The organism is Marinomonas piezotolerans, from assembly GCF_003362755.1.
GTDB lineage: Bacteria > Pseudomonadota > Gammaproteobacteria > Pseudomonadales > Marinomonadaceae > Marinomonas > Marinomonas piezotolerans.
On the sequence record NZ_QKRA01000007.1, the window covers coordinates 1 to 18,572 of the forward strand.

19 protein-coding genes and 1 rRNA gene are annotated in these 18,572 nt (G+C 44.4%); 18 read left to right on the forward strand and 2 right to left on the reverse strand.

What is annotated here, in order from left to right:
* Positions 1–40 precede the first annotated feature (40 nt).
* Positions 41–155: ribosomal RNA gene (rrf, locus tag DN730_RS13680) — 5S ribosomal RNA — on the forward strand.
* Positions 156–549: 394 nt separating this feature from the next.
* On the opposite strand, the gene DN730_RS13685 is transcribed toward rrf, so the two are convergent.
* Positions 550–1,485: a LysR substrate-binding domain-containing protein gene (locus DN730_RS13685; protein ID WP_115468717.1), complete on the reverse strand. Its 936-nt coding sequence runs from the start codon at positions 1,483–1,485 to the stop codon at positions 550–552.
* Between the two features lie 109 nt (positions 1,486–1,594).
* On the opposite strand from DN730_RS13685, the gene DN730_RS13690 reads away from it, so the two are divergent.
* Entirely contained in the window at positions 1,595–2,482 is an 888-nt protein-coding gene (locus DN730_RS13690; protein ID WP_115468718.1) for a DMT family transporter, read from the forward strand.
* 50 nt (positions 2,483–2,532) lie between these two features.
* On the opposite strand, the gene DN730_RS13695 is transcribed toward DN730_RS13690, so the two are convergent.
* Positions 2,533–3,090: an APC family permease gene (locus DN730_RS13695; protein ID WP_115468719.1), complete on the reverse strand. Its 558-nt coding sequence runs from the start codon at positions 3,088–3,090 to the stop codon at positions 2,533–2,535.
* A 238-nt stretch (positions 3,091–3,328) separates the two neighbouring features.
* Here DN730_RS13695 and iscR point away from each other — a divergent pair, with 238 nt between their 5' ends.
* The 16 genes from iscR (at position 3,329) to bamB (ending at position 18,512) form a co-directional block, all read left to right on the forward strand.
* Complete coding sequence (gene iscR, locus DN730_RS13700) at positions 3,329–3,820, forward strand: Fe-S cluster assembly transcriptional regulator IscR (RefSeq protein ID WP_115468720.1); 492 nt, start codon at positions 3,329–3,331, stop codon at positions 3,818–3,820.
* A 54-nt stretch (positions 3,821–3,874) separates the two neighbouring features.
* Positions 3,875–5,311, forward strand: a complete 1,437-nt coding sequence (gene sufB / locus DN730_RS13705) for a Fe-S cluster assembly protein SufB (protein ID WP_115468721.1) — start codon at positions 3,875–3,877, stop codon at positions 5,309–5,311.
* Between the two features lie 19 nt (positions 5,312–5,330).
* Positions 5,331–6,116 carry a Fe-S cluster assembly ATPase SufC gene (sufC, locus tag DN730_RS13710; protein WP_115468722.1) on the forward strand — a complete coding sequence of 262 codons (786 nt, stop codon included), beginning with the start codon at positions 5,331–5,333 and terminating at the stop codon, positions 6,114–6,116.
* Between the two features lie 2 nt (positions 6,117–6,118).
* Positions 6,119–7,342 carry a Fe-S cluster assembly protein SufD gene (gene sufD / locus DN730_RS13715; RefSeq protein ID WP_115468723.1) on the forward strand — a complete coding sequence of 408 codons (1,224 nt, stop codon included), beginning with the start codon at positions 6,119–6,121 and terminating at the stop codon, positions 7,340–7,342.
* Between the two features lie 11 nt (positions 7,343–7,353).
* Entirely contained in the window at positions 7,354–8,571 is a 1,218-nt protein-coding gene (locus tag DN730_RS13720) for an aminotransferase class V-fold PLP-dependent enzyme (RefSeq protein WP_115468724.1), read from the forward strand.
* Between the two features lie 8 nt (positions 8,572–8,579).
* Positions 8,580–8,930: a HesB/IscA family protein gene (locus DN730_RS13725; RefSeq protein WP_115468725.1), complete on the forward strand. Its 351-nt coding sequence runs from the start codon at positions 8,580–8,582 to the stop codon at positions 8,928–8,930.
* A gap of 3 nt (positions 8,931–8,933) precedes the next feature.
* Positions 8,934–9,464, forward strand: a complete 531-nt coding sequence (sufT, locus tag DN730_RS13730) for a putative Fe-S cluster assembly protein SufT (RefSeq protein ID WP_115468726.1) — start codon at positions 8,934–8,936, stop codon at positions 9,462–9,464.
* A gap of 98 nt (positions 9,465–9,562) precedes the next feature.
* Positions 9,563–9,988 (forward strand): SufE family protein, encoded by a 426-nt coding sequence (locus tag DN730_RS13735; protein WP_115468727.1) that lies wholly within the window; start codon positions 9,563–9,565, stop codon positions 9,986–9,988.
* A gap of 16 nt (positions 9,989–10,004) precedes the next feature.
* The gene (locus tag DN730_RS13740; protein WP_115468728.1) at positions 10,005–11,156 is read left to right on the forward strand and encodes an IscS subfamily cysteine desulfurase; all 1,152 of its coding nucleotides are present in this window, start codon (positions 10,005–10,007) and stop codon (positions 11,154–11,156) included.
* A 154-nt stretch (positions 11,157–11,310) separates the two neighbouring features.
* Positions 11,311–11,718 (forward strand): nucleoside-diphosphate kinase, encoded by a 408-nt coding sequence (gene ndk / locus DN730_RS13745; RefSeq protein ID WP_115468729.1) that lies wholly within the window; start codon positions 11,311–11,313, stop codon positions 11,716–11,718.
* A gap of 152 nt (positions 11,719–11,870) precedes the next feature.
* Positions 11,871–12,986: a dual-specificity RNA methyltransferase RlmN gene (rlmN, locus tag DN730_RS13750; protein WP_115468730.1), complete on the forward strand. Its 1,116-nt coding sequence runs from the start codon at positions 11,871–11,873 to the stop codon at positions 12,984–12,986.
* A gap of 313 nt (positions 12,987–13,299) precedes the next feature.
* Entirely contained in the window at positions 13,300–14,286 is a 987-nt protein-coding gene (locus tag DN730_RS13755) for a RodZ domain-containing protein (RefSeq protein WP_115468731.1), read from the forward strand.
* A gap of 9 nt (positions 14,287–14,295) precedes the next feature.
* A complete protein-coding gene (gene ispG / locus DN730_RS13760) occupies positions 14,296–15,408 on the forward strand; it encodes a flavodoxin-dependent (E)-4-hydroxy-3-methylbut-2-enyl-diphosphate synthase (RefSeq protein ID WP_115468732.1) in 1,113 nt (370 codons plus the stop codon).
* Between the two features lie 10 nt (positions 15,409–15,418).
* Positions 15,419–16,717 carry a histidine--tRNA ligase gene (hisS, locus tag DN730_RS13765; RefSeq protein WP_115468733.1) on the forward strand — a complete coding sequence of 433 codons (1,299 nt, stop codon included), beginning with the start codon at positions 15,419–15,421 and terminating at the stop codon, positions 16,715–16,717.
* A gap of 21 nt (positions 16,718–16,738) precedes the next feature.
* Positions 16,739–17,380: a YfgM family protein gene (locus DN730_RS13770; RefSeq protein ID WP_115468892.1), complete on the forward strand. Its 642-nt coding sequence runs from the start codon at positions 16,739–16,741 to the stop codon at positions 17,378–17,380.
* Position 17,381: 1 nt separating this feature from the next.
* Entirely contained in the window at positions 17,382–18,512 is a 1,131-nt protein-coding gene (gene bamB, locus DN730_RS13775; protein ID WP_115468734.1) for an outer membrane protein assembly factor BamB, read from the forward strand.
* Positions 18,513–18,572 lie beyond the last annotated feature (60 nt).

Consider the following 18,572-nt stretch of genomic DNA (forward strand, 5'->3'; position numbering starts at 1 on the left):
TCCACATACGATCACTCATAACGAAACGCACACCCGTTTGCTTGACGATCATAGAGGCGTTGAACCACCTGATCCCATCCCGAACTCAGAAGTGAAAAGCGCCATCGCCGATGGTAGTGTGGGAGATCCCATGTGAGAGTAGGTCGTCGTCAAGCTTTTAAATGAAAAGAACCCCGTCCTGCGAAGCAGGGCGGGGTTTTTTCGTTTAGAATCACGTCACCTATCTGTCCACTACAATGGACCCATGTGATGACACGATGTTCCGAAGGAGCCAGTGGCAGACATCCGAAGGATGCCCAGAGGGGATGAAGCGAAGCTTCAGATCATTGTGGTCGTCGTCTCATAACATCTCAGAACATCGGTCAGGGCTTTTTTGTGTCTGATGAGAATGGATTGTGGGTATCCGCTCAGGCTTAGAATAAGGGGTGGGCGACGATTCTTGCTTACATAGGGAAGCCAAATCTTGTCTTAAGGCATTGACTCCTTAAAAGCTATTATTTGTAGGTGCTTTAATTATAGAAATATCTTCCTTAGGTAAGATAATGGTTTTTAGTTTAACTCACCAAACTCTTTAGCAAGCCAGCTACGTAATTGCATTAGCGCTGGCTCTTTCTTTCTACTTTGTTTGTAAGCCAGATAAAACTTGTCTTTTGCATTTAGGCTAAAGCAAGGCAGTTGCACTAATCCGTCTTGTGGGGCGTTTTCATTGAACATATAGTCATTAACTAGTGCAATTCCGAGGGAGTGAATTGCAGCCTCTTGTGCAAGCATTAAATGACTGAATCGGTGAAAGGTAATTTGATCAGGCATGTCAATTTTTTGGTTCTCAAACCAGCGTCGCCAGTCTTCAGCGTAACGATCATACATGCTATACGATGTAATGAGAGGGAATCTAGAAAGTTCCTCCGGCTGATTTGTTAGAAGTGCCTTTAGCTCATCATCGGTTTCGACCCCAAGCTCAGACTTAATTTGCTGATACAAGCCATGGCTACAAACGGGGAATAGTCTCTCTGTATAGAAATGCTCGAATTCAAACCCTCGCTTGTGGTTGTCTATGGTAATAAAGCAATCTGCAGTCCTGTCAGATAATTGGGGTTCTGAGAAAGTCATCTCTAGTGTTAACTCTAAATTTGGAAATTGTCGTTTTAAATTCGGTAAGCGTGGGATGAGCCAGTAGACCGCAAAAGAACTATAGACTGCTAAACGTAGTTTGGCTTCAGTTACCCCCTTGATTTGTTCTGTTGCTCTTGCGATTTGATTTAACGAACTAGTGATGCTGTCTAAATAACTTTGCCCTTCACTTGTGAGTTGGAGATTACGCCCTGATCGGACAAAGAGCTGCTCACCTAGATGATCCTCAAGCGTTTTGATGTGATGTGATACAGCGCTCTGAGTAATATTTAACTCATTTGAAGCTTTAGAAAAGCTGTTTAGTCGTGCTGCAGCCTCGAATACAGGTAATGATTTTAGAGGTGGAAGTTTCATGACTTTAGTATCTAAATAACTAATGGGTGAGTAAATTATATCATTTTATTGGATTTCAATCAGGCTCTATACTCGCTGCCATTCATTTAGTTAGTTGGAGTTTGGTGTCATGTCGGGACGTACAGTAAGCAGTGCAATTGTCGTGTTGATAATGGGTAATCTCATGGCAACGCTTTGCGATGTCTTTGTTAAGTTGGCGGACGCAAATGTAGCAGTGTTTCAGTTTACGTTTTATCGAGTTCTCTTTATGTGCGTCTTATTGTTGCCATTTGTGCTGCGTAAACGTGAACGTCATCCTTTAGCTGGCCTGAAGCTACATATTGTACGGGGGAATTTGTGGGTGCTCACTTCCGTATTGCTGGTGATATCTTTGTCTCAACTACCACTCGCGACTGCGAATGCGGTGTTCTATACCGCTCCTATTTTCATAATTCTTTTGTCTGTTGTTTTTTATAAAGAGCGCGTTACCCCAGTGGTCGCTTTAGCCGCAGTATCTGGCTTTCTGGGTGTGTTAGTAATCTTGAAGCCTAGTTATATTGGATGGGGGATGGGGAGCGCCATAGCATTTTCTCTAGTACTCGCGATTAATAGTTTATTGGTTAGGAAGTTACCGAAAGGGCAAAGTGCTACTCATGGGTTATTGCTAGCTCAGTTGTGTGCTTTGCCAGTGTCGGGTGGATTAGCCTTATGGGAAGGAAGCTCAATAAGTCTAGAGCAATTAGGCTATGCATTTGCTTCGTCGGTCTGCTCAATTATGTATGCAATGGGCTGTTTGATCGCATACCGTTACGTCGCGTCAAGTCAAGTAAGCTCTGCTGAATACTCTGGTTTGATATTTGCTATTGTTGCAGGCTGGCTATTCTTTGGCGAGGCCATTGATATGAGTTTGTTGCTCGGTGCGGCATTGATTATTTTACCGCTGCTATACATTGGTCACAGAGACATAAAAATGGCTAAGGCGAGTAGGCAAAGAATTGAGCTGGCTACAGAACTCTAAGCCAAGTCTTATCAGAGGCTTGGCTTAGAAGAAAAAGTATTTGGTTGCAATTATTGGGCTTGTGTTTGTGCTGGCTGGTTTACTGGGGATGCTGGCGGTTCTCCAGTTTTAAGAAGTCGTAAAATACTCGCGCGCTCCATGCTGGATTTTAGGGCCAAGTCCATTTGATATTGGTAGGTTGTTTCCCACTCACTGCCCCTTGGTAGTAAGTCACCCAAATCTCCAATGGCTTGGCGCATCACAGAAAGAAAGCCCTGAATATTTTCTTCTTGATTGATCAAGATGTTTTTTAAGGCTGTTGCGCTACTATGTCGTAAATAGGTTTTTAGAGTCTCATTTTCTGCACGCATCGTTTCCAATATCAAGTTTTGTTGCTCGATGCTCTGACGCATAGCGGTGACCTGTGCAGTCACATCTTCCTGCTCTTCGTTAATTTCTTGTGTTGCCGTGCTGGATACCAACATATAAGTAACACCTGATGACACCCCAACGCTTGTAATAAAACACACTAAGAAGCCAATGATCAGGCCAATTGGAAGTTTACGCTTAGGCTTCTTAGTGGCTTCAGTTTCATCATTCAAATTCTCTTTTCCAGTTGGCTTGGCCATGTTCTTGACTCCTTAACAGCTGATGTGAAGATGCGCTTGTTTAATATGAGATTTCTTTTGCAAAGATATAAGGGTAAAACCGTTCGTATATATTCAGTTTTGGAGAATATACCCTTAAAATACGGCAGTTTCACCACGTATGCTAATAACCTACTAATATACTCGGGTAAATACTTGATCAAAATAGTAGGTTTTGTGTATTATTTGCCCCATCGATTAGTATTTGAGTGGAACGTGTATGCGCTTAACAACAAAAGGTCGTTACGCTGTAACGGCAATGCTGGATTTGGCATTACACTCAGACAGTGGGCCCGTGTCGCTTTCTGATATCTCAAATCGCCAAGGCATTTCCCTATCTTACCTAGAACAGTTGTTTGCTAAGTTACGTAAACAAAATCTTGTTCTGAGTGTTAGAGGGCCAGGTGGTGGTTATCGCTTAAGTCGAGATCGTGGTGACATATTTGTTGCTCAGATTGTTGATGCAGTGAATGAGTCAGTCGATGCGACAGGCTGTAAAGGACGCAGTGATTGTCAAGGGGGCAATACTTGCCTTACGCACCATTTGTGGTGTGATTTGAGTGATCAGATACATGACTTTCTGAGCGGTATCAGCCTTGAGAAACTTGTTCAGCGCCAAGATGTTCGCGAAGTCGCTGAACGACAAGACAATGATAGTAAGATGGCGAGCTGCGCTTCCCAAGAGAAAATTACCGCAGCCCTCATCGGTTAACAAACCCTACTAGTGAATACTTAATATTCCTAGAACAACGAGTGAGTTTCTAATATGACTGAGCAGATTGATAAGGCGTTAGCTCGCGAATATGAAGCGGGTTTTGTTTCTGCAGTGGAGTCAGAAACCTTTGAGCCTGGTCTAAATGAAGACGTTATTCGCCGAATCTCTGAAGTCAAAGGTGAACCTGAGTGGATGCTTGAGTGGCGTCTTAAAGCGTTTCGTGTTTGGCAAGAAATGGAAGAGCCGAATTGGGCTCATGTTGATTATGAAAAAGTCGATTTTCAGGCAATTTCATATTATTCAGCTCCAAAGAGTATGAAAGATAAGCCTAAGTCGTTAGATGAAGTAGATCCAGAGTTATTGAGAACTTACGAAAAACTAGGTATTCCGCTGGTCGAACAACAAATGCTAGCTGGCGTTGCGGTAGATGCTGTCTTTGACTCGGTTTCCGTGGTGACAACATTCCGCGAGAAGTTGGAAGAAGCGGGTGTCATATTTTGCCCAATTTCGGAGGCGGTTCACAAATACCCTGAGTTGTTGAAGAAGTATTTGGGGAGCGTGGTACCTACTAAAGACAATTTCTTCGCAGCCCTTAACTGTGCGGTGTTTACGGACGGCTCGTTTGTTTATATTCCAAAAGGTGTTCGCTGCCCGATGGAGCTTTCTACCTATTTTCGTATTAATGAACAGAACACTGGGCAATTTGAGCGCACACTGATTATCGCGGACGAAGGCTCTCACGTTAGTTATTTGGAAGGTTGTACTGCACCGCAACGTGATGAAAATCAGTTGCATGCGGCGGTTGTTGAGCTGGTTGCATTAGACGATGCCGAGATTAAATACTCCACTGTTCAGAACTGGTACCCAGGTGATGAAGAAGGGAAAGGCGGTATTTATAACTTTGTAACTAAGCGGGGTATCTGTCACACCAATGCCAAGATCTCTTGGACTCAAGTTGAGACAGGGTCTTCTGTAACTTGGAAATATCCTAGTTGTGTTTTGAAAGGTGATAATAGTATCGGTGAGTTCTATTCTGTTGCATTGACGCGTGGCCGTCAGCAAGCCGATACCGGTACCAAGATGATTCATATCGGTAAAAACACCAAGTCAACGATCATTTCAAAAGGTATTTCCGCGGGTAAAAGTAACAACTCCTATCGCGGTTTAGTACGAATGAATCCTGGTGCGCAAGGAGCTCGCAACTTTACCCAATGTGACTCGTTACTGATCGGTGATCAGTGTGGTGCTCATACATTCCCATACGTAGAAAGTCGCAATCCTTCAGCGATTGTTGAACATGAAGCCACGACATCAAAAGTCAGTGATGATCAGATGTTTTTATGTCAGCAGCGCGGCATTGATCCTGAGAAAGCCGTGTCAATGATTGTGAACGGCTTTTGTAAAGAAGTATTTAAAGAACTCCCTATGGAGTTTGCTGTTGAAGCGGGCAAACTTCTTGAAATTAGCCTTGAAGGCTCAGTAGGTTAGGTTGAGGAACGAATTGAACATGTCAAACGAAAACGTTTTGTTATCGATTAAAGATTTGCACGCAAGTGTGGAAGAAAAAAACATTATCAAAGGTCTCAATCTAGATATTAAGCCTGGTGAAGTTCATGCCATCATGGGGCCTAATGGGGCAGGTAAATCGACAATGGGGTATGTCCTATCTGGGCGTGACGGTTATACCGTAGACAGTGGGTCTGCTTCTTTAGCGGGTGAAGATTTGTTGGATATGGATGTTGAAGACCGTGCACGCGCTGGTCTCTTTTTGGCATTCCAATATCCTGTTGAGATTCCGGGCGTTAGTAACCTAGAGTTCCTAAAGGTATCGGTTGATGCGCAGCGTGAAGCGAGAGGCGAAGAGTCATTGACGTCTGCAGAATTTTTGAAGGTTGCCAAGGAAGCATGTAAACAGGTTAATTTGCCAGTTTCTTTCTTGAAACGTGGAGTTAACGAAGGTTTCTCTGGTGGCGAGAAAAAGCGTAATGAAATCATGCAGATGATTTTGCTTAAGCCAAAGCTGTGCATACTTGATGAAACCGATTCAGGGTTGGACATTGACGCGATGCAGGTTGTTGCAAATGGCGTAAATAGCCAGCGTTCTTCAGAGCGTAGCTTTATTGTCGTAACTCACTATCAGCGTCTATTGGACTACATTAAGCCTGACTTCGTGCATGTATTAGCCGACGGTAAAATCGTTAAAAGTGGTGATGCGTCTCTGGCAAAAGAGCTAGAAGAGCAAGGTTACGCTTGGCTTCAAACTGAACCCAAAGAAGACGAACTAGAGGATTAATCATGAGTGAATGGTTACAGCAAGCCATCGCTCATGCAGATAGCATCCAAGATGGTTTTGCAGAACAGCGATCTGCGTCTTTAGCACTGTTAAAAGACACAAAATGGCCTAATCGTAAAACAGAAGCTTGGAAATACACTCCACTTCGTGCAGTAGAGCGTAGCTCTGCTGTGATAAAAGAAGACTCCCCTGAGCTGATGCCTCAGAGTGTATTAGGAGCGGATTTTCTAGAACTCACGTTTGTTGATGGGCAGCTAGTGGCACTGCCAGATGAGTTGCCAGATGGTTTAACCATCACGATGCAGGAATCGAGCATATTTGCGACAATCAAACCAGAGCGTCACTTGTTTGGTTTGGTAAATGATGTGTTGGCATCTGATATCGTTATTGTCACTGTGGCGGAAGGTGTTCAGGTTGAACAGCCGATACGGATTAATAATTTATTGAGTAGTGGGGCACAAGCGCACATTCGAACCGTTGTTGAGTTGAAGCCTAAGTCTTCACTAGCGGTCGTTGAAACGAGTGAAGCGCATGGCAATACTTTAGCCACAGCGTTCACTGAATATTTGGTTGGCGCGGAAGCGAAGCTTGAGCATTACCGATTTGCGCTGCAGACCGATGACAACGTAGCCGTTGGTGGTAGTCACTTTAAGTTGCTGGAAAAAGCAGTATTAAACAGTTCGATCATAGGTTTTGGAAGTCAATTGCAGCGTATCGATACAGATATTATTCATGCAGGTGAAAAAGCTGACGCTAAGCTCAACGCTATTTACTTGCTTGATGGTCAAGAGTTGTTCGATTTGCATGCCACCGTAGAGCACGAAGTACCGAATTGCACGACAGAAGAGAACATCCGAGGTATTGCAGCGGATCGTAGTCGAGCGGTCTTTAATGGTCGTATTCACATACACCGTGATGCGCAGAAGACATTAGCAGAGTTGAATAACCGCAACTTGCTACTTTCTGATAAAGCGGAAATTAATACTAAGCCTGAACTCGAAATCTATGCAGATGACGTGCGCTGTGCGCACGGAGCAACGATTGCAGAGATCGACAAAAAGGCACTGTATTACCTTCAAACTCGTGGCGTAAGTAAATCACAAGCACAGCTTATGTTGAGTTTTGGGTTTATAAACGAATTAATTGATCAAATGCCAAACGCTGAACTGGCGGAATGGGTGCGCCCAATTATCCGTGACAGATTTGCCCAAATGGAAGTTAAGTAAGCGAGATGAGCATGAGCCTTGATGTAGCAGCAATCCGAGATCAGTTTCCAATATTGAAACGAGAGATTGATGGCAAGCCCCTAATATATTTAGATAATGCTGCGACGACTCAAAAGCCGCAATGTGTTATCGACGCCTTGGTTGAATATTACTCGCACTACAATTCAAATGTTCATCGCGGAGCTCACCGATTAGCAGATGAGGCGACGCGTAAATTCGAAGGTGCGCGTGACATTATTCAACACTTTATCAACGCTCCCAAGCGTGAGGAAGTGATCTGGACATCAGGAACGACCGAAGCCATTAATATCGTTGCTCATGGGCTTACTTCGTTGCTGTCGAACAATGACGAGGTAATCGTTACTGGTATGGAGCATCATGCCAATATTGTGACGTGGCAGCAGGCTTGTAAAGCCTCTGGAGCGACTCTTTATATCGTGCCTGTGACAGATTCAGGTGAGTTAGACTTGGATGTCTACGTCAGCTTGTTGAGCGAGCGAACAAAAATGGTTGCTTTGCCGCATGTATCAAACTCGCTAGGTACTGTGAACCCAATTAAATGGGTGACGCAGAAGGCGAAGCAGTTTGATGCTTGGGTATTAGTCGATGGTGCTCAGGGGATTGCTCACGGCAATGTTGATGTACAGGACATTGGTTGCGATTTCTACGCCTTTTCTGGCCATAAAATCTATGGGCCAATGGGCATCGGCGTACTTTGGGGTAAAGAATCTCTCTTATCTCAGTGGCCAGTCTGGCAAACAGGTGGTGAGATGATTGCTACCGTGAGTTTGCAAGATGCGACATGGAATGTGTTGCCATACCGCTTAGAAGCAGGTACCCCGAATGTCGGTGATGCGATTGCGCTTGGTGAAGCGATTCGTTGGTTTAGTGCGCTCGATTCAGCCGCTGTTCAAGCCCATGAAGAAGCGCTGATCGCACGGGCAACTGAACTGGCAGAAGGTTTCGAAGGTCTACGTGTTATTGGTACAGCCCCCCAAAAGATAGGCGCATTCAGTTTTGTTTTTGAAGGAGGGCACCCTGCTGACATCGGTTTCTTACTGGATAAGCAGGGGGTGGCGGTACGTACAGGAGATCATTGTGCGCAACCGCTAATGGCGCGCTTTGGTGTGCCGGGTACTGCACGTATGTCGTTCTCTATTTACAATACGCTAGAGGAAGTTGATGCGGCGTTTGACGCATTGAAAAAAGTTCACATGATGTTGGCTTAGGAGGCATTATGGCAACTGAAACATTTGATCCGAATCAATCCGTTAGCTTAACGGATACCGCGCGAAAATTTTTTGCGTCAAAGTTGGCAAAACAAGACGGCGGTGTAGTGCGCTTAAGCACAAAAGAAAGTGGCTGTACTGGTTATGCTTACGTGCTAGACATTGTTGATGCGCCTGAGCAGGGTGACTCTTTGCTAGATTTTGATGGTGTCTCGATAGCTATCAATAAAGAGTCATTGAGGTTACTGCAAGGTACCGAAATAGATCTAGTGCGCGAGGGTGTAAACCAAGTCGTGAAATTTAATAATCCTAACGTTGTGGCTGAATGCGGCTGTGGCGAAAGCTTTAGTGTGAATTAAACAATGCAGAAAATGGTTGTCACACAGCGTGAGTGTCCGGCTCGACGTGTTCCAAGTGGTGACGCGACGACTATTCCCGAGGGGCAGTTTATTACCATTAATCAGGCATTGGGTGGAAACTATACCGTTACCTACCAAGGTAATATGCTACGAATTGATGGAATGGACGCCGATGCGATTGGTCAAGAGCCAGAGCACTTAACCTTTGAGGATGACGGCAGCGGTGAGGTGGTGGAAGATCAAGTTTGGAAGGCGCTCAATAGCGTGTTCGACCCTGAAATTCCTATTAGCTTAGTGTCACTTGGTTTGATTTACAGTGTTTCCATAGATCAGACTAAGAAAAGCGTTGATATCAAGATGACATTAACTGCGCCAGGTTGCGGTATGGGACCTGTATTGGTGGGAGATGTTAAATACCGTGTAGCCAAGGTTCCCAATGTTAAAGGTGTTAACGTCGAGCTAGTATTTGACCCGCCTTGGTCGCGTGAGATGATGAGTGAAGAGGCTCAACTTGAGGCTGGCCTATTTTTTTAATAAGCACCGTTATGTTTAAAATTTAATACAATATTAAACGGCTAACGCGTACACGTTGGCCGTTTCTTTTTAAAGTTTTGCGGACTAAGTGAGGACCTATGTCGTTACCGACAACAGAAGATATTATCGATGACATTTCATTTTTTGATGATTGGGAAGAGCGATATAAGTACATAATCGATTTGGGTAAATCTTTACCGGAATTTGACGATGCGTGGCACACTCAAGAGCGCTTAGTTAAAGGTTGTCAAAGCAATGTGTGGATTCAGCCTAGTAATGAGCAAGATGACGTGAAAGGTGAGGTTTTAGTGTTCGCAGTGGATAGCGACGCTGTTATTGTTCGAGGTTTACTTGGGCTTGTGTTAGCCGCTTATAATCGTAAAACACCTCAAGAAATTCTGGCATTTGATATTGACGCGTACTTTGCGGAACTAGATTTAGAAAGTCATTTAAGTCCGACACGTGGTAATGGTCTTCGCTCCATTGTAGGGCGGATTCAAGCTATTGCACACGCCTCTGCGTAATTTATCGGAGAAATGTATGCAAACCCCTATCTATTTGGATAATTCCGCAACGACACCTGTAGACCCACGTGTTGCAGATAAAATGATGGCTTGTTTAACGTTAGATGGAAATTTCGGTAACCCTGCCTCTCGCTCGCATATCTATGGATGGCGTGCAGAAGAAGCTGTGGAAGAAGCTCGGCTACAGGTAGCGGATCTGATAGGTGCCGATGCTAGGGAAATCGTATGGACTTCAGGTGCTACTGAAGCAAATAATTTGGCACTCAAAGGCGTCGCATACGCAAATAAAAATAAAGGTCGTCACATCATCACTTCGATGATAGAGCACAAGGCTGTTCTTGATCCATGTCGTCAGTTGGAAAACGATGGGTTTGAAGTAACTTATCTAAGGCCTAATGCGCATGGGGAGATTACTGTAAAAAGTGTCATTGAAGCGCTACGTGAAGACACTATTTTGGTTTCTTTAATGCACGGAAATAATGAGTTAGGTGTTTTAACGGATATTGCTTCTATTGGCCGTGAAACTCGTGCTAAAGGTGTTTATCTCCATGTTGATGCGGCACAAACAACAGGTAAGGTTGATATTAATGTGAAAGACATGAATGTTGATCTCATGTCACTTACCGCTCACAAAACCTATGGACCGAAAGGGGTCGGTGCGCTGTATGTCAGACGCTCACCAAAGGTAGCTTTAAACGCGCAGATTCATGGAGGTGGGCATGAGCGGGGCATGCGTTCTGGTACCTTAGCAACTCATCAAATCGTCGGTATGGGCGAGGCATTTGCTATTGCTAAAGCTGAGCTAAAGGAAGACGGTGAGCGAATCACCATGTTGCGTAACAAACTATGGAATGGACTGAGCGAAATGTCGGGTGTGCATCTAAATGGAGACTCAGAATCTAGAGTAGCTGGTGTGCTTAATGTCGGGTTTGATGGCGTTGATGGCGAAATATTGCTTATGTCATTAGCCGATATCGCAGTCTCTAGTGGGTCAGCATGTACCTCTGCGAGCTTAGAGCCATCTTATGTGCTTCGGGCGATTGGCCTGTCAGATGAGTTGGCTCACGCTTCTCTGCGTTTTTCAGTAGGTCGGTTTACCCAAGAAAATGAGATTGAATACGCAGTAGAAACGATCAAAAATGCGATTACTCAGTTGCGTAGTGTGTAACCGCCGTGGTTTTTTCGTGAAAAGAACCTAAAACATAAAAAATACTGCTGTATACATACATTTTTAACCGATTCATGCGTATAATCCACGCGCTAAACTTTTAGATCGGAGTGCCCTGCTGGTACTCCTTTGAAACACATATTTGGAGATAATCATGGCGTTAGAACGTACTCTATCAATCATTAAGCCAGATGCAGTAGCGAAAAATGTAATTGGTGAAATCTACACTCGTTTTGAGCGTGCAGGTCTTAAAATTGTTGAAGCAAAAATGATTCAACTTGACGACGAATTGGCCGGTGGTTTCTACGCTGAGCACAAAGAGCGCCCTTTCTACAAAGACCTAGTAGCCTTCATGACTTCAGGTCCAGTTGTTGTTTCCGTTCTTGAAGGTGAAGGTGCAGTGTTACGTCACCGTGAGCTAATGGGTGCGACAAATCCTAAAGAAGCGGCTGCTGGTACGTTGCGCGCTGATTACGCTGAGTCTATTGATGCGAACGCAGTTCACGGTTCGGACTCTGTTGAGTCTGCTGCACGTGAAGTGGCTTACTTTTTTGGTAAGTAATTGATTTTTAAACCTCTGTTTCTTTCTTGAGAAATACGGTTTAAGGAAAGCGGGTATGGGCCCGTTTTCCTGCAGAGGCTTCTGAAAAGATTCATGCTTTTCAGAAGCTTTTTTGTCTACACTTAACGCTTTAATGCGAATGAATGGTTCTTATGACTGATACCCAAAAAACTAACTTACTTGGTCTTTCACCAGAAAAGCTTGTCGCTTTTTTTGAGTCGATTGGCGAGAAGAAATTTCGTGCAACTCAGGTGATGAAGTGGATTCATCAAAAGGGCGCTGAGTCCTTTGACGAAATGACGGATGTGAGTAAAAAGTTACGTGCAAAATTAGAGGGTATCTGCGAAATTCGTGCGCCAGAAATCGTGACGCAAAACATCTCAACAGATGGCACTCGAAAATGGATTATTCGTACCGAAGGTGGTAACAACAACTGTGTTGAAGCAGTACTTATTCCAGATGGAGATCGTGCCACGCTTTGTGTGTCATCCCAGGTAGGATGTTCTCTTGATTGTAGTTTCTGTTCGACAGGTAAACAGGGGTTCAATCGTAATCTCACCGCAGCTGAAATTATAGGCCAAGTTTGGATAGCGATTAAGTCCTTTGGACCCATGGACCCAAATGGGCCTCGTCGGGTGACAAATGTTGTCATGATGGGAATGGGAGAGCCATTGATGAACTTCGAGCCAGTGGTTGATGCCATGACGTTGATGATGCATGACAATGCATATGGTTTGTCCAAGCGACGTGTCACCTTGAGTACGTCAGGTGTTGTGCCGCGTATCTATGACTTGGTGAAGCGGACAGATGTTTCTTTGGCAGTCTCCTTGCATGCACCAAACAACGAGTTACGGAACGAGTTGGTTCCGATCAACAAGAAGTATCCAATCGAAGAGTTGCTGGCAGCGTGTCAGCATTATCTAGACAATCTGCCAGATAAACGTCATATCACTATCGAGTATACAGTGATGGCTGGAGTGAACGATCAGGAAGAGCACGCACGTCAATTGTCGAAACTGTTAGAGAATTTAGAGTGCAAGATCAATTTAATCCCATTTAACCCATTCCCGCATTCTGGTTACGACAAACCATCTAACAATCAAACGCGACGTTTCCAGAAAATACTGGCTGATGATGGTTATACAGTGACAGTGCGTACAACACGAGGTGACGATATTGATGCTGCGTGTGGTCAATTAGTTGGTGATTTCATGGATAAGACCAGACGATCACAAAAATATATAGAGCTACGACAAGTGGCAGAGTAGTAAAGAGTGGCATAAACTGTCCGACTCTTGGCTCTATTTGTCAGTAAAATGTCAAATTGTCTTAGAAACCTGTGCTTGATAGAAAAGATTTTAGTCAATTTACTGCGTTAGGTTTGATGGTAGAGCACAATCTTGATTTAATAAGAAACTATTCACAGAACGCGTGTTTATATCAACATTTCAGGCGCATTTTCGTCCTTCTATAGGGCATGAGACTGTTGAACTTGTCTGTCGTCGCGATCCATTGCACGAAACTGACCATACATTTTAGCAGCTCGACGCTTCTGTAAGCCTGCTACACCAAGGTAACATCATGACAACTGAATTTGAGATGGCTAACGCTCCTGAGCAGGATAACCAAGCGACGGACATAGGTCGCTTACTGAAAGCCAAACGTCTATCTCTTAATTTAGATGAGAGACAGGCTGCGACACAACTAAAAATATCATTGGAAAAAGTGTTTGCGTTAGAAGAGAACAACTATGAACGCTTTACCTCCACTACTTTCGTGCGTGGCTATATTAAAAGTTATTGCAGAATTCTTGATCTAGACCACCGTCCAATCTTGAGCGCATTTGACGTTCAACAATCTAATAAAGAATCAAATATTCGCCCCGTTGATAGTGTTGGTAAACAAACGTCTGCGAAAGATCCAATTGTCTATATTGTGTCAGGTGTCGTGGCCGCGATTGTAATTTTTATTGCATTTTGGTGGCCAGCGTATGAGCAACAAGATACTCAGTCTTCATCTAACACTGTTTCAGAACAATCTAGTTTGTCCTCCCAAGAATCGAGTCCTGAGCAAGAGCCACAAATTGAAGATCAGGATGCTAGAGATAATGTGGGGGCTGTAGATAATGAGCTTTTGGCTATTGATGATTCGATTACGCCTGACGAACTTGTCCTACCTGAATCGCCCAATGATGACGTCGTGGTGACAGGCTTATCTGCAGAGACTATTGCGTTGCTCGAAGATGCTGGAGTCGATCCGCAGGAAGTGGTCAATGCTACTCGAGAGCCAGAGCCGCAGCCCGAAGAAGTCGAAACAGTTCCGTTATACAAAAACGATATTGAAATACAGTTTAGTGCAGATTGTTGGACCGAAGTCCGAGATAGCACTGGAAAGATTCTATTTTCTGGTGTCAAGTCCTCCGGCAGTACTTTAGAACTTAATGGGGAAGCCCCATATCAAGTAGTGCTTGGCTACTCCCGAGGAGTAGAAAAGTTTATATACAAAGGTGAGTCGTTCGACTTTTCTTCACATGTACGAAAAGATCTAGCTCGGTTCGAGCTTGAGTAGAGACAAATAATGCATTTTGAATCTCCTATCAAACGTCGCCAATCGCGTCAAATAATGGTTGGCAATGTCCCCGTTGGTGGCGGTGCGCCAATCAGCGTACAAAGCATGACAAATACTGAGACTTGTGATGTAGACGCGACGGTCTCGCAAATTTTAGCTATTCAAGACGCAGGTGCCGATATTGTTCGCGTTTCTGTGCCTTCTATGGACGCTGCTGAAGCATTTCGATCGATTCGTGAGCGAGTAGATATTCCATTGGTGGCAGATATCCACTTTGATTATAAAATAGCATTAAAAGTTGCTGAATACGGCGTGGACTGTCTGCGAATTAATCCCGGCAATATCGGTAACAAAGATCGTGTCCGATCGGTGGTAGATTGTGCCCGCGATAAGAATATTCCGATTCGTATTGGCGTCAATGCGGGCTCTTTAGAGAAAGATTTACAGAAGAAATACGGTGAACCAACGCCCGATGCATTGGTTGAATCGGCATTTAGGCAAATTGAATATTTTGATGAGTTAGACTTTCAAGAATTTAAATTGAGTCTCAAGGCGTCTGATATTTTTATGACTGTCGATGCCTATCGTAAGATTGCCAGTCAAATCGATAATCCCCTGCATCTTGGCATTACTGAAGCGGGTGGATTGCGCTCTGGCACGGTGAAGTCTTCCATTGGTTTAGGATTGCTTCTGATGGATGGCATTGGGGATACATTACGAGTATCACTAGCGGCTGACCCTGTACAAGAAGTGAAGGTTGGCTGGGACATGTTACGCAGTTTGAAGCTTCGTAACCGAGGTATTAACTTTATTGCTTGCCCAAGTTGTTCGCGACAGAACTTTGATGTCATAAAAACTATGAACGAGCTCGAAGAGCGGCTGGATGACATTAAAGTATCAATGGATGTTGCGGTCATAGGGTGTGTGGTGAATGGACCAGGGGAAGCGAAAGAGGCGGACCTAGGACTGGCTGGCGGAACTCCTAATAACCTAATTTATTTAGACGGCAAACCAAATACCAAAGTTAAGAATGAGACCTTAGTTGAAGATCTAGAACGTATGATTCGGGATAAGGCTGAGGCTAAAGAGAAAGAAGAAGCAAATTTGATCGCTAAGTCATAAGGGCATAAGAGTGGGTCGCAAATTACAAGCTATTCGTGGAATGAATGACATTCTGCCAGGCCAATCATCAGTTTGGCAGTATTTAGAAAAAACCGTAGCAGAAGTGGTAAATAGCTACGGTTATCAGCAAATCCGTTTTCCGATTGTGGAACACACGGAGTTATTTAAACGCGGTGTTGGTGAGACGACGGACATTGTCGAAAAAGAAATGTATACCTTTGATGATCGTAATGGTGAGTCGTTAACATTGCGTCCAGAGGGAACCGCTAGCTGTGTTCGCGCAGCGGATCAAGCAGGATTACTTTTTAACCAAACACAGCGTTTGTGGTATGTCGGCCCTATGTTCCGATATGAACGCCCTCAAAAAGGCCGCTATCGTCAGTTTCATCAAATTGGTGTGGAGTCTTTTGGAATGGCCACGCCAGACATAGACGCTGAACTGATTATATTATCAGCACGTTTGTGGAAGAAACTGGGCTTGTTACAGCATGTAGAGCTCCAGTTGAATACGATTGGTGTGGCGTCTGCTCGAGAAGCATTTAAAGCGGCCCTCGTTGAGTATTTGTCAGACTTTAAAGATCAGTTAGATGAAGATAGCCGGCGTCGTCTTGTAACGAATCCGCTGCGTATACTTGATTCGAAAGACCAAAGTACACAATCCGTACTGGCAAATGCCCCAAGTTTAGAAGACTTTATTGATGAAGAGTCTCAAACTCATTTTGAACGCTTAAAAGCGATCCTAGATGCTAATGACGTGCCGTATGTTATTAACCGTAACCTTGTTAGGGGATTGGATTATTATGGCAAGACGGTGTTTGAATGGGTGACAACACACTTAGGCGCTCAGGCGACCGTTTGTGCAGGTGGTCGTTATGACGGGCTGGTGGAGCAATTGGGGGGGCGAACAACCCCAGCAGTTGGTTTTGCTATGGGGATAGAGCGATTAGTGTTGTTGCTTGAAACACTCGATCTTGTTCCTGAATCTGCAAAAGACGCAACCGATGTATTTGTTGTTAGTTTAGGGGATGCGGCGGAACTGAAATCATTTGTGGTTGCCGAACAGTTACGTGACATGAATATTGGTTGGAGCGTTCTACGTCAATGCGGCGGTGGCAGCTTTAAAAAGCAAATGAAGAAAGCGGATAACTCCGGTGCACGTTTCACATTAATTATTGGTGAAGACGAAGTTGCAACCGGCGTTTGCCAAGTAAAAGATATGCAAACAGGTGAGCAGGAAAGCTGCGGTCTACAAGAAATTGCAAGCTATCTACAAGCAAAATTTGATGAGAACTTAGGCCTAAACTTATAAGTGGGCAAAGAGGAAGACAACGTGTCCGAATTAAAAACTGAAGAAGAACAAATTGAAGCGTTTAAAGCTTGGTGGAAGAAAAACGGTACGGCACTAATCTTGGCTGTGGCAGTCGGTGTTGGCGGTTATTTTGGTTGGCAAGCATGGCAAACAAGTCAAGCAAACCATTTAGCTGAAGCCTCTTCAATGTATCAAAACCTAACGGAAGCTGCGCTAGACCTTAGCAAAGAAGAGAATCAAAAAACTGTGCGATTCGTAGCTCAACAACTAGCAGATGAATATGACGACACAGGCTATGCCCTGTTTGGTCAGTTGTTTGTGGCACGTGTTGATGCAGAAGCGGGTGATTACTCTGCTGCTATCACAGCGTTACAAAATGTCTTAGAAAAATCAGATGATCTTTCGTTTGATGCGATTGCAAAGATTCGAATCGCACGGTTACAAGCGGAGCAAAAACAATACAGTAAAGCGATGGCATCGTTGGACAGTGTGACCCAAGACGATTTTGCAGGCCAGGTAAGTGAGCTTAGAGGTGACATTTTATTAGCTCAAGGTAAGAGAGACGAAGCGCGTGAAGCCTATGAAGCAGCAGTTTCGGCGATGGGGGCGAATACAAAACATCCGTTGCTTGATATTAAACTTAAGGATTTGGTGAAAGGCTAATATGTGGAAGCCATTGATCGCTGCAGCCATAATGAGTGCTGTATTGTTACAAGGCTGCTCAACTCGTAGCCCGTTACCTGCGCCAGAGCGAATGCAGAATGAAGTGTACTTTGATACGTCTTGGCGTAGAGGTGTCGATGGTGGTGCAGGAGAGCAGACTGAAACGTATAACATCGTCGCCGAAGACGAGTCTTTGTACTTTGTGACGAACCGTGGCGCGGCCTACGAATTGGATCAAGAGAAAGGTACTCGTAAGACTTATTTTAAGACTGGTATTGAGCCGAGTTCAGGCATTGCCCGTGAAGGAGACAACGTTTTTTTTGGTACCTACGATGCCGAAATTGTCGCCTTATCGATGACTGATAAGAGTGTGCTTTGGAAAAAAGCACTGACTTCGGAAGTCCTTTCGGAGCCTGCAGTAGGTAAAGGATTTGTAGCAGTTCAAACGGGTGATGGTTGGTTAACCGTTGTTGATGCGAACAACGGGGGAACTTTATGGCGCGATAAAGAAGATATCCCCGCTTTAACTGTACGTGGAACAACCGCTCCAGTGATCCTGGACGATAAAGTGATTGCTGGTTTTGCTAGTGGTAAAGTCAAAGCTTTTAACTTAAGTAATGGCGAATTGCTATGGGAATACGCAGTTGGGAAGCCGGAAGGGCGATATGAAATTGAGCGACTCACTGATGTAAGTGGTCGTTTAACCGTCAAGAACGGTTTTGTGTACGCAGTGGCTTATAATGGTACGCTAACGGCAATATCTGTACAGACTGGTCGTCCTGTATGGCAGCGAAACATATCTAGTGCGGTAGGTGTCGCTATAAGAGGTGACAAGCTTATTGCTGTGGATCAAGACAGCAATGTGTATGCTCTAAATTCACTGAATGGTTCGACGCTTTGGAGTAATGATCGGTTAGCGGGACGTGATTTGGCTACTCCTGTATTCTTCCGTGATTATATTGCCGTGTTAGATCGAGGTGGTTGGGTTCACCTTTTAGATCAGACAACAGGGAAAATCGGCGCGTGGACACTTGCCGATACTCAGAATCCCGCAGGTAGTCGTATGGTGTCGAATGACAAACAATTGTTTATACTTACGCCAACAGCGAAAGTTACTGCATTGAGTTACTAAGTTAGCTGAATGTATAGAGCGTTTAGCTCGACGCAATTTTTTGAAGAGGCTGCTTCCTCA

Bases quoted from the DNA above. Each gene is read 5' to 3' on its own strand.
- DN730_RS13685 (WP_115468717.1), bottom strand. From the start codon at position 1,485: ATGAAACTTCCACCTCTAAAATCATTACCTGTATTCGAGGCTGCAGCA.
- DN730_RS13690 (WP_115468718.1), top strand. From the start codon at position 1,595: ATGTCGGGACGTACAGTAAGCAGTGCAATTGTCGTGTTGATAATGGGT.
- DN730_RS13695 (WP_115468719.1), bottom strand. From the start codon at position 3,090: ATGGCCAAGCCAACTGGAAAAGAGAATTTGAATGATGAAACTGAAGCC.
- iscR (WP_115468720.1), top strand. From the start codon at position 3,329: ATGCGCTTAACAACAAAAGGTCGTTACGCTGTAACGGCAATGCTGGAT.
- sufB (WP_115468721.1), top strand. From the start codon at position 3,875: ATGACTGAGCAGATTGATAAGGCGTTAGCTCGCGAATATGAAGCGGGT.
- sufC (WP_115468722.1), top strand. From the start codon at position 5,331: ATGTCAAACGAAAACGTTTTGTTATCGATTAAAGATTTGCACGCAAGT.
- sufD (WP_115468723.1), top strand. From the start codon at position 6,119: ATGAGTGAATGGTTACAGCAAGCCATCGCTCATGCAGATAGCATCCAA.
- DN730_RS13720 (WP_115468724.1), top strand. From the start codon at position 7,354: ATGAGCCTTGATGTAGCAGCAATCCGAGATCAGTTTCCAATATTGAAA.
- DN730_RS13725 (WP_115468725.1), top strand. From the start codon at position 8,580: ATGGCAACTGAAACATTTGATCCGAATCAATCCGTTAGCTTAACGGAT.
- sufT (WP_115468726.1), top strand. From the start codon at position 8,934: ATGCAGAAAATGGTTGTCACACAGCGTGAGTGTCCGGCTCGACGTGTT.
- DN730_RS13735 (WP_115468727.1), top strand. From the start codon at position 9,563: ATGTCGTTACCGACAACAGAAGATATTATCGATGACATTTCATTTTTT.
- DN730_RS13740 (WP_115468728.1), top strand. From the start codon at position 10,005: ATGCAAACCCCTATCTATTTGGATAATTCCGCAACGACACCTGTAGAC.
- ndk (WP_115468729.1), top strand. From the start codon at position 11,311: ATGGCGTTAGAACGTACTCTATCAATCATTAAGCCAGATGCAGTAGCG.
- rlmN (WP_115468730.1), top strand. From the start codon at position 11,871: ATGACTGATACCCAAAAAACTAACTTACTTGGTCTTTCACCAGAAAAG.
- DN730_RS13755 (WP_115468731.1), top strand. From the start codon at position 13,300: ATGACAACTGAATTTGAGATGGCTAACGCTCCTGAGCAGGATAACCAA.
- ispG (WP_115468732.1), top strand. From the start codon at position 14,296: ATGCATTTTGAATCTCCTATCAAACGTCGCCAATCGCGTCAAATAATG.
- bamB (WP_115468734.1), top strand. From the start codon at position 17,382: ATGTGGAAGCCATTGATCGCTGCAGCCATAATGAGTGCTGTATTGTTA.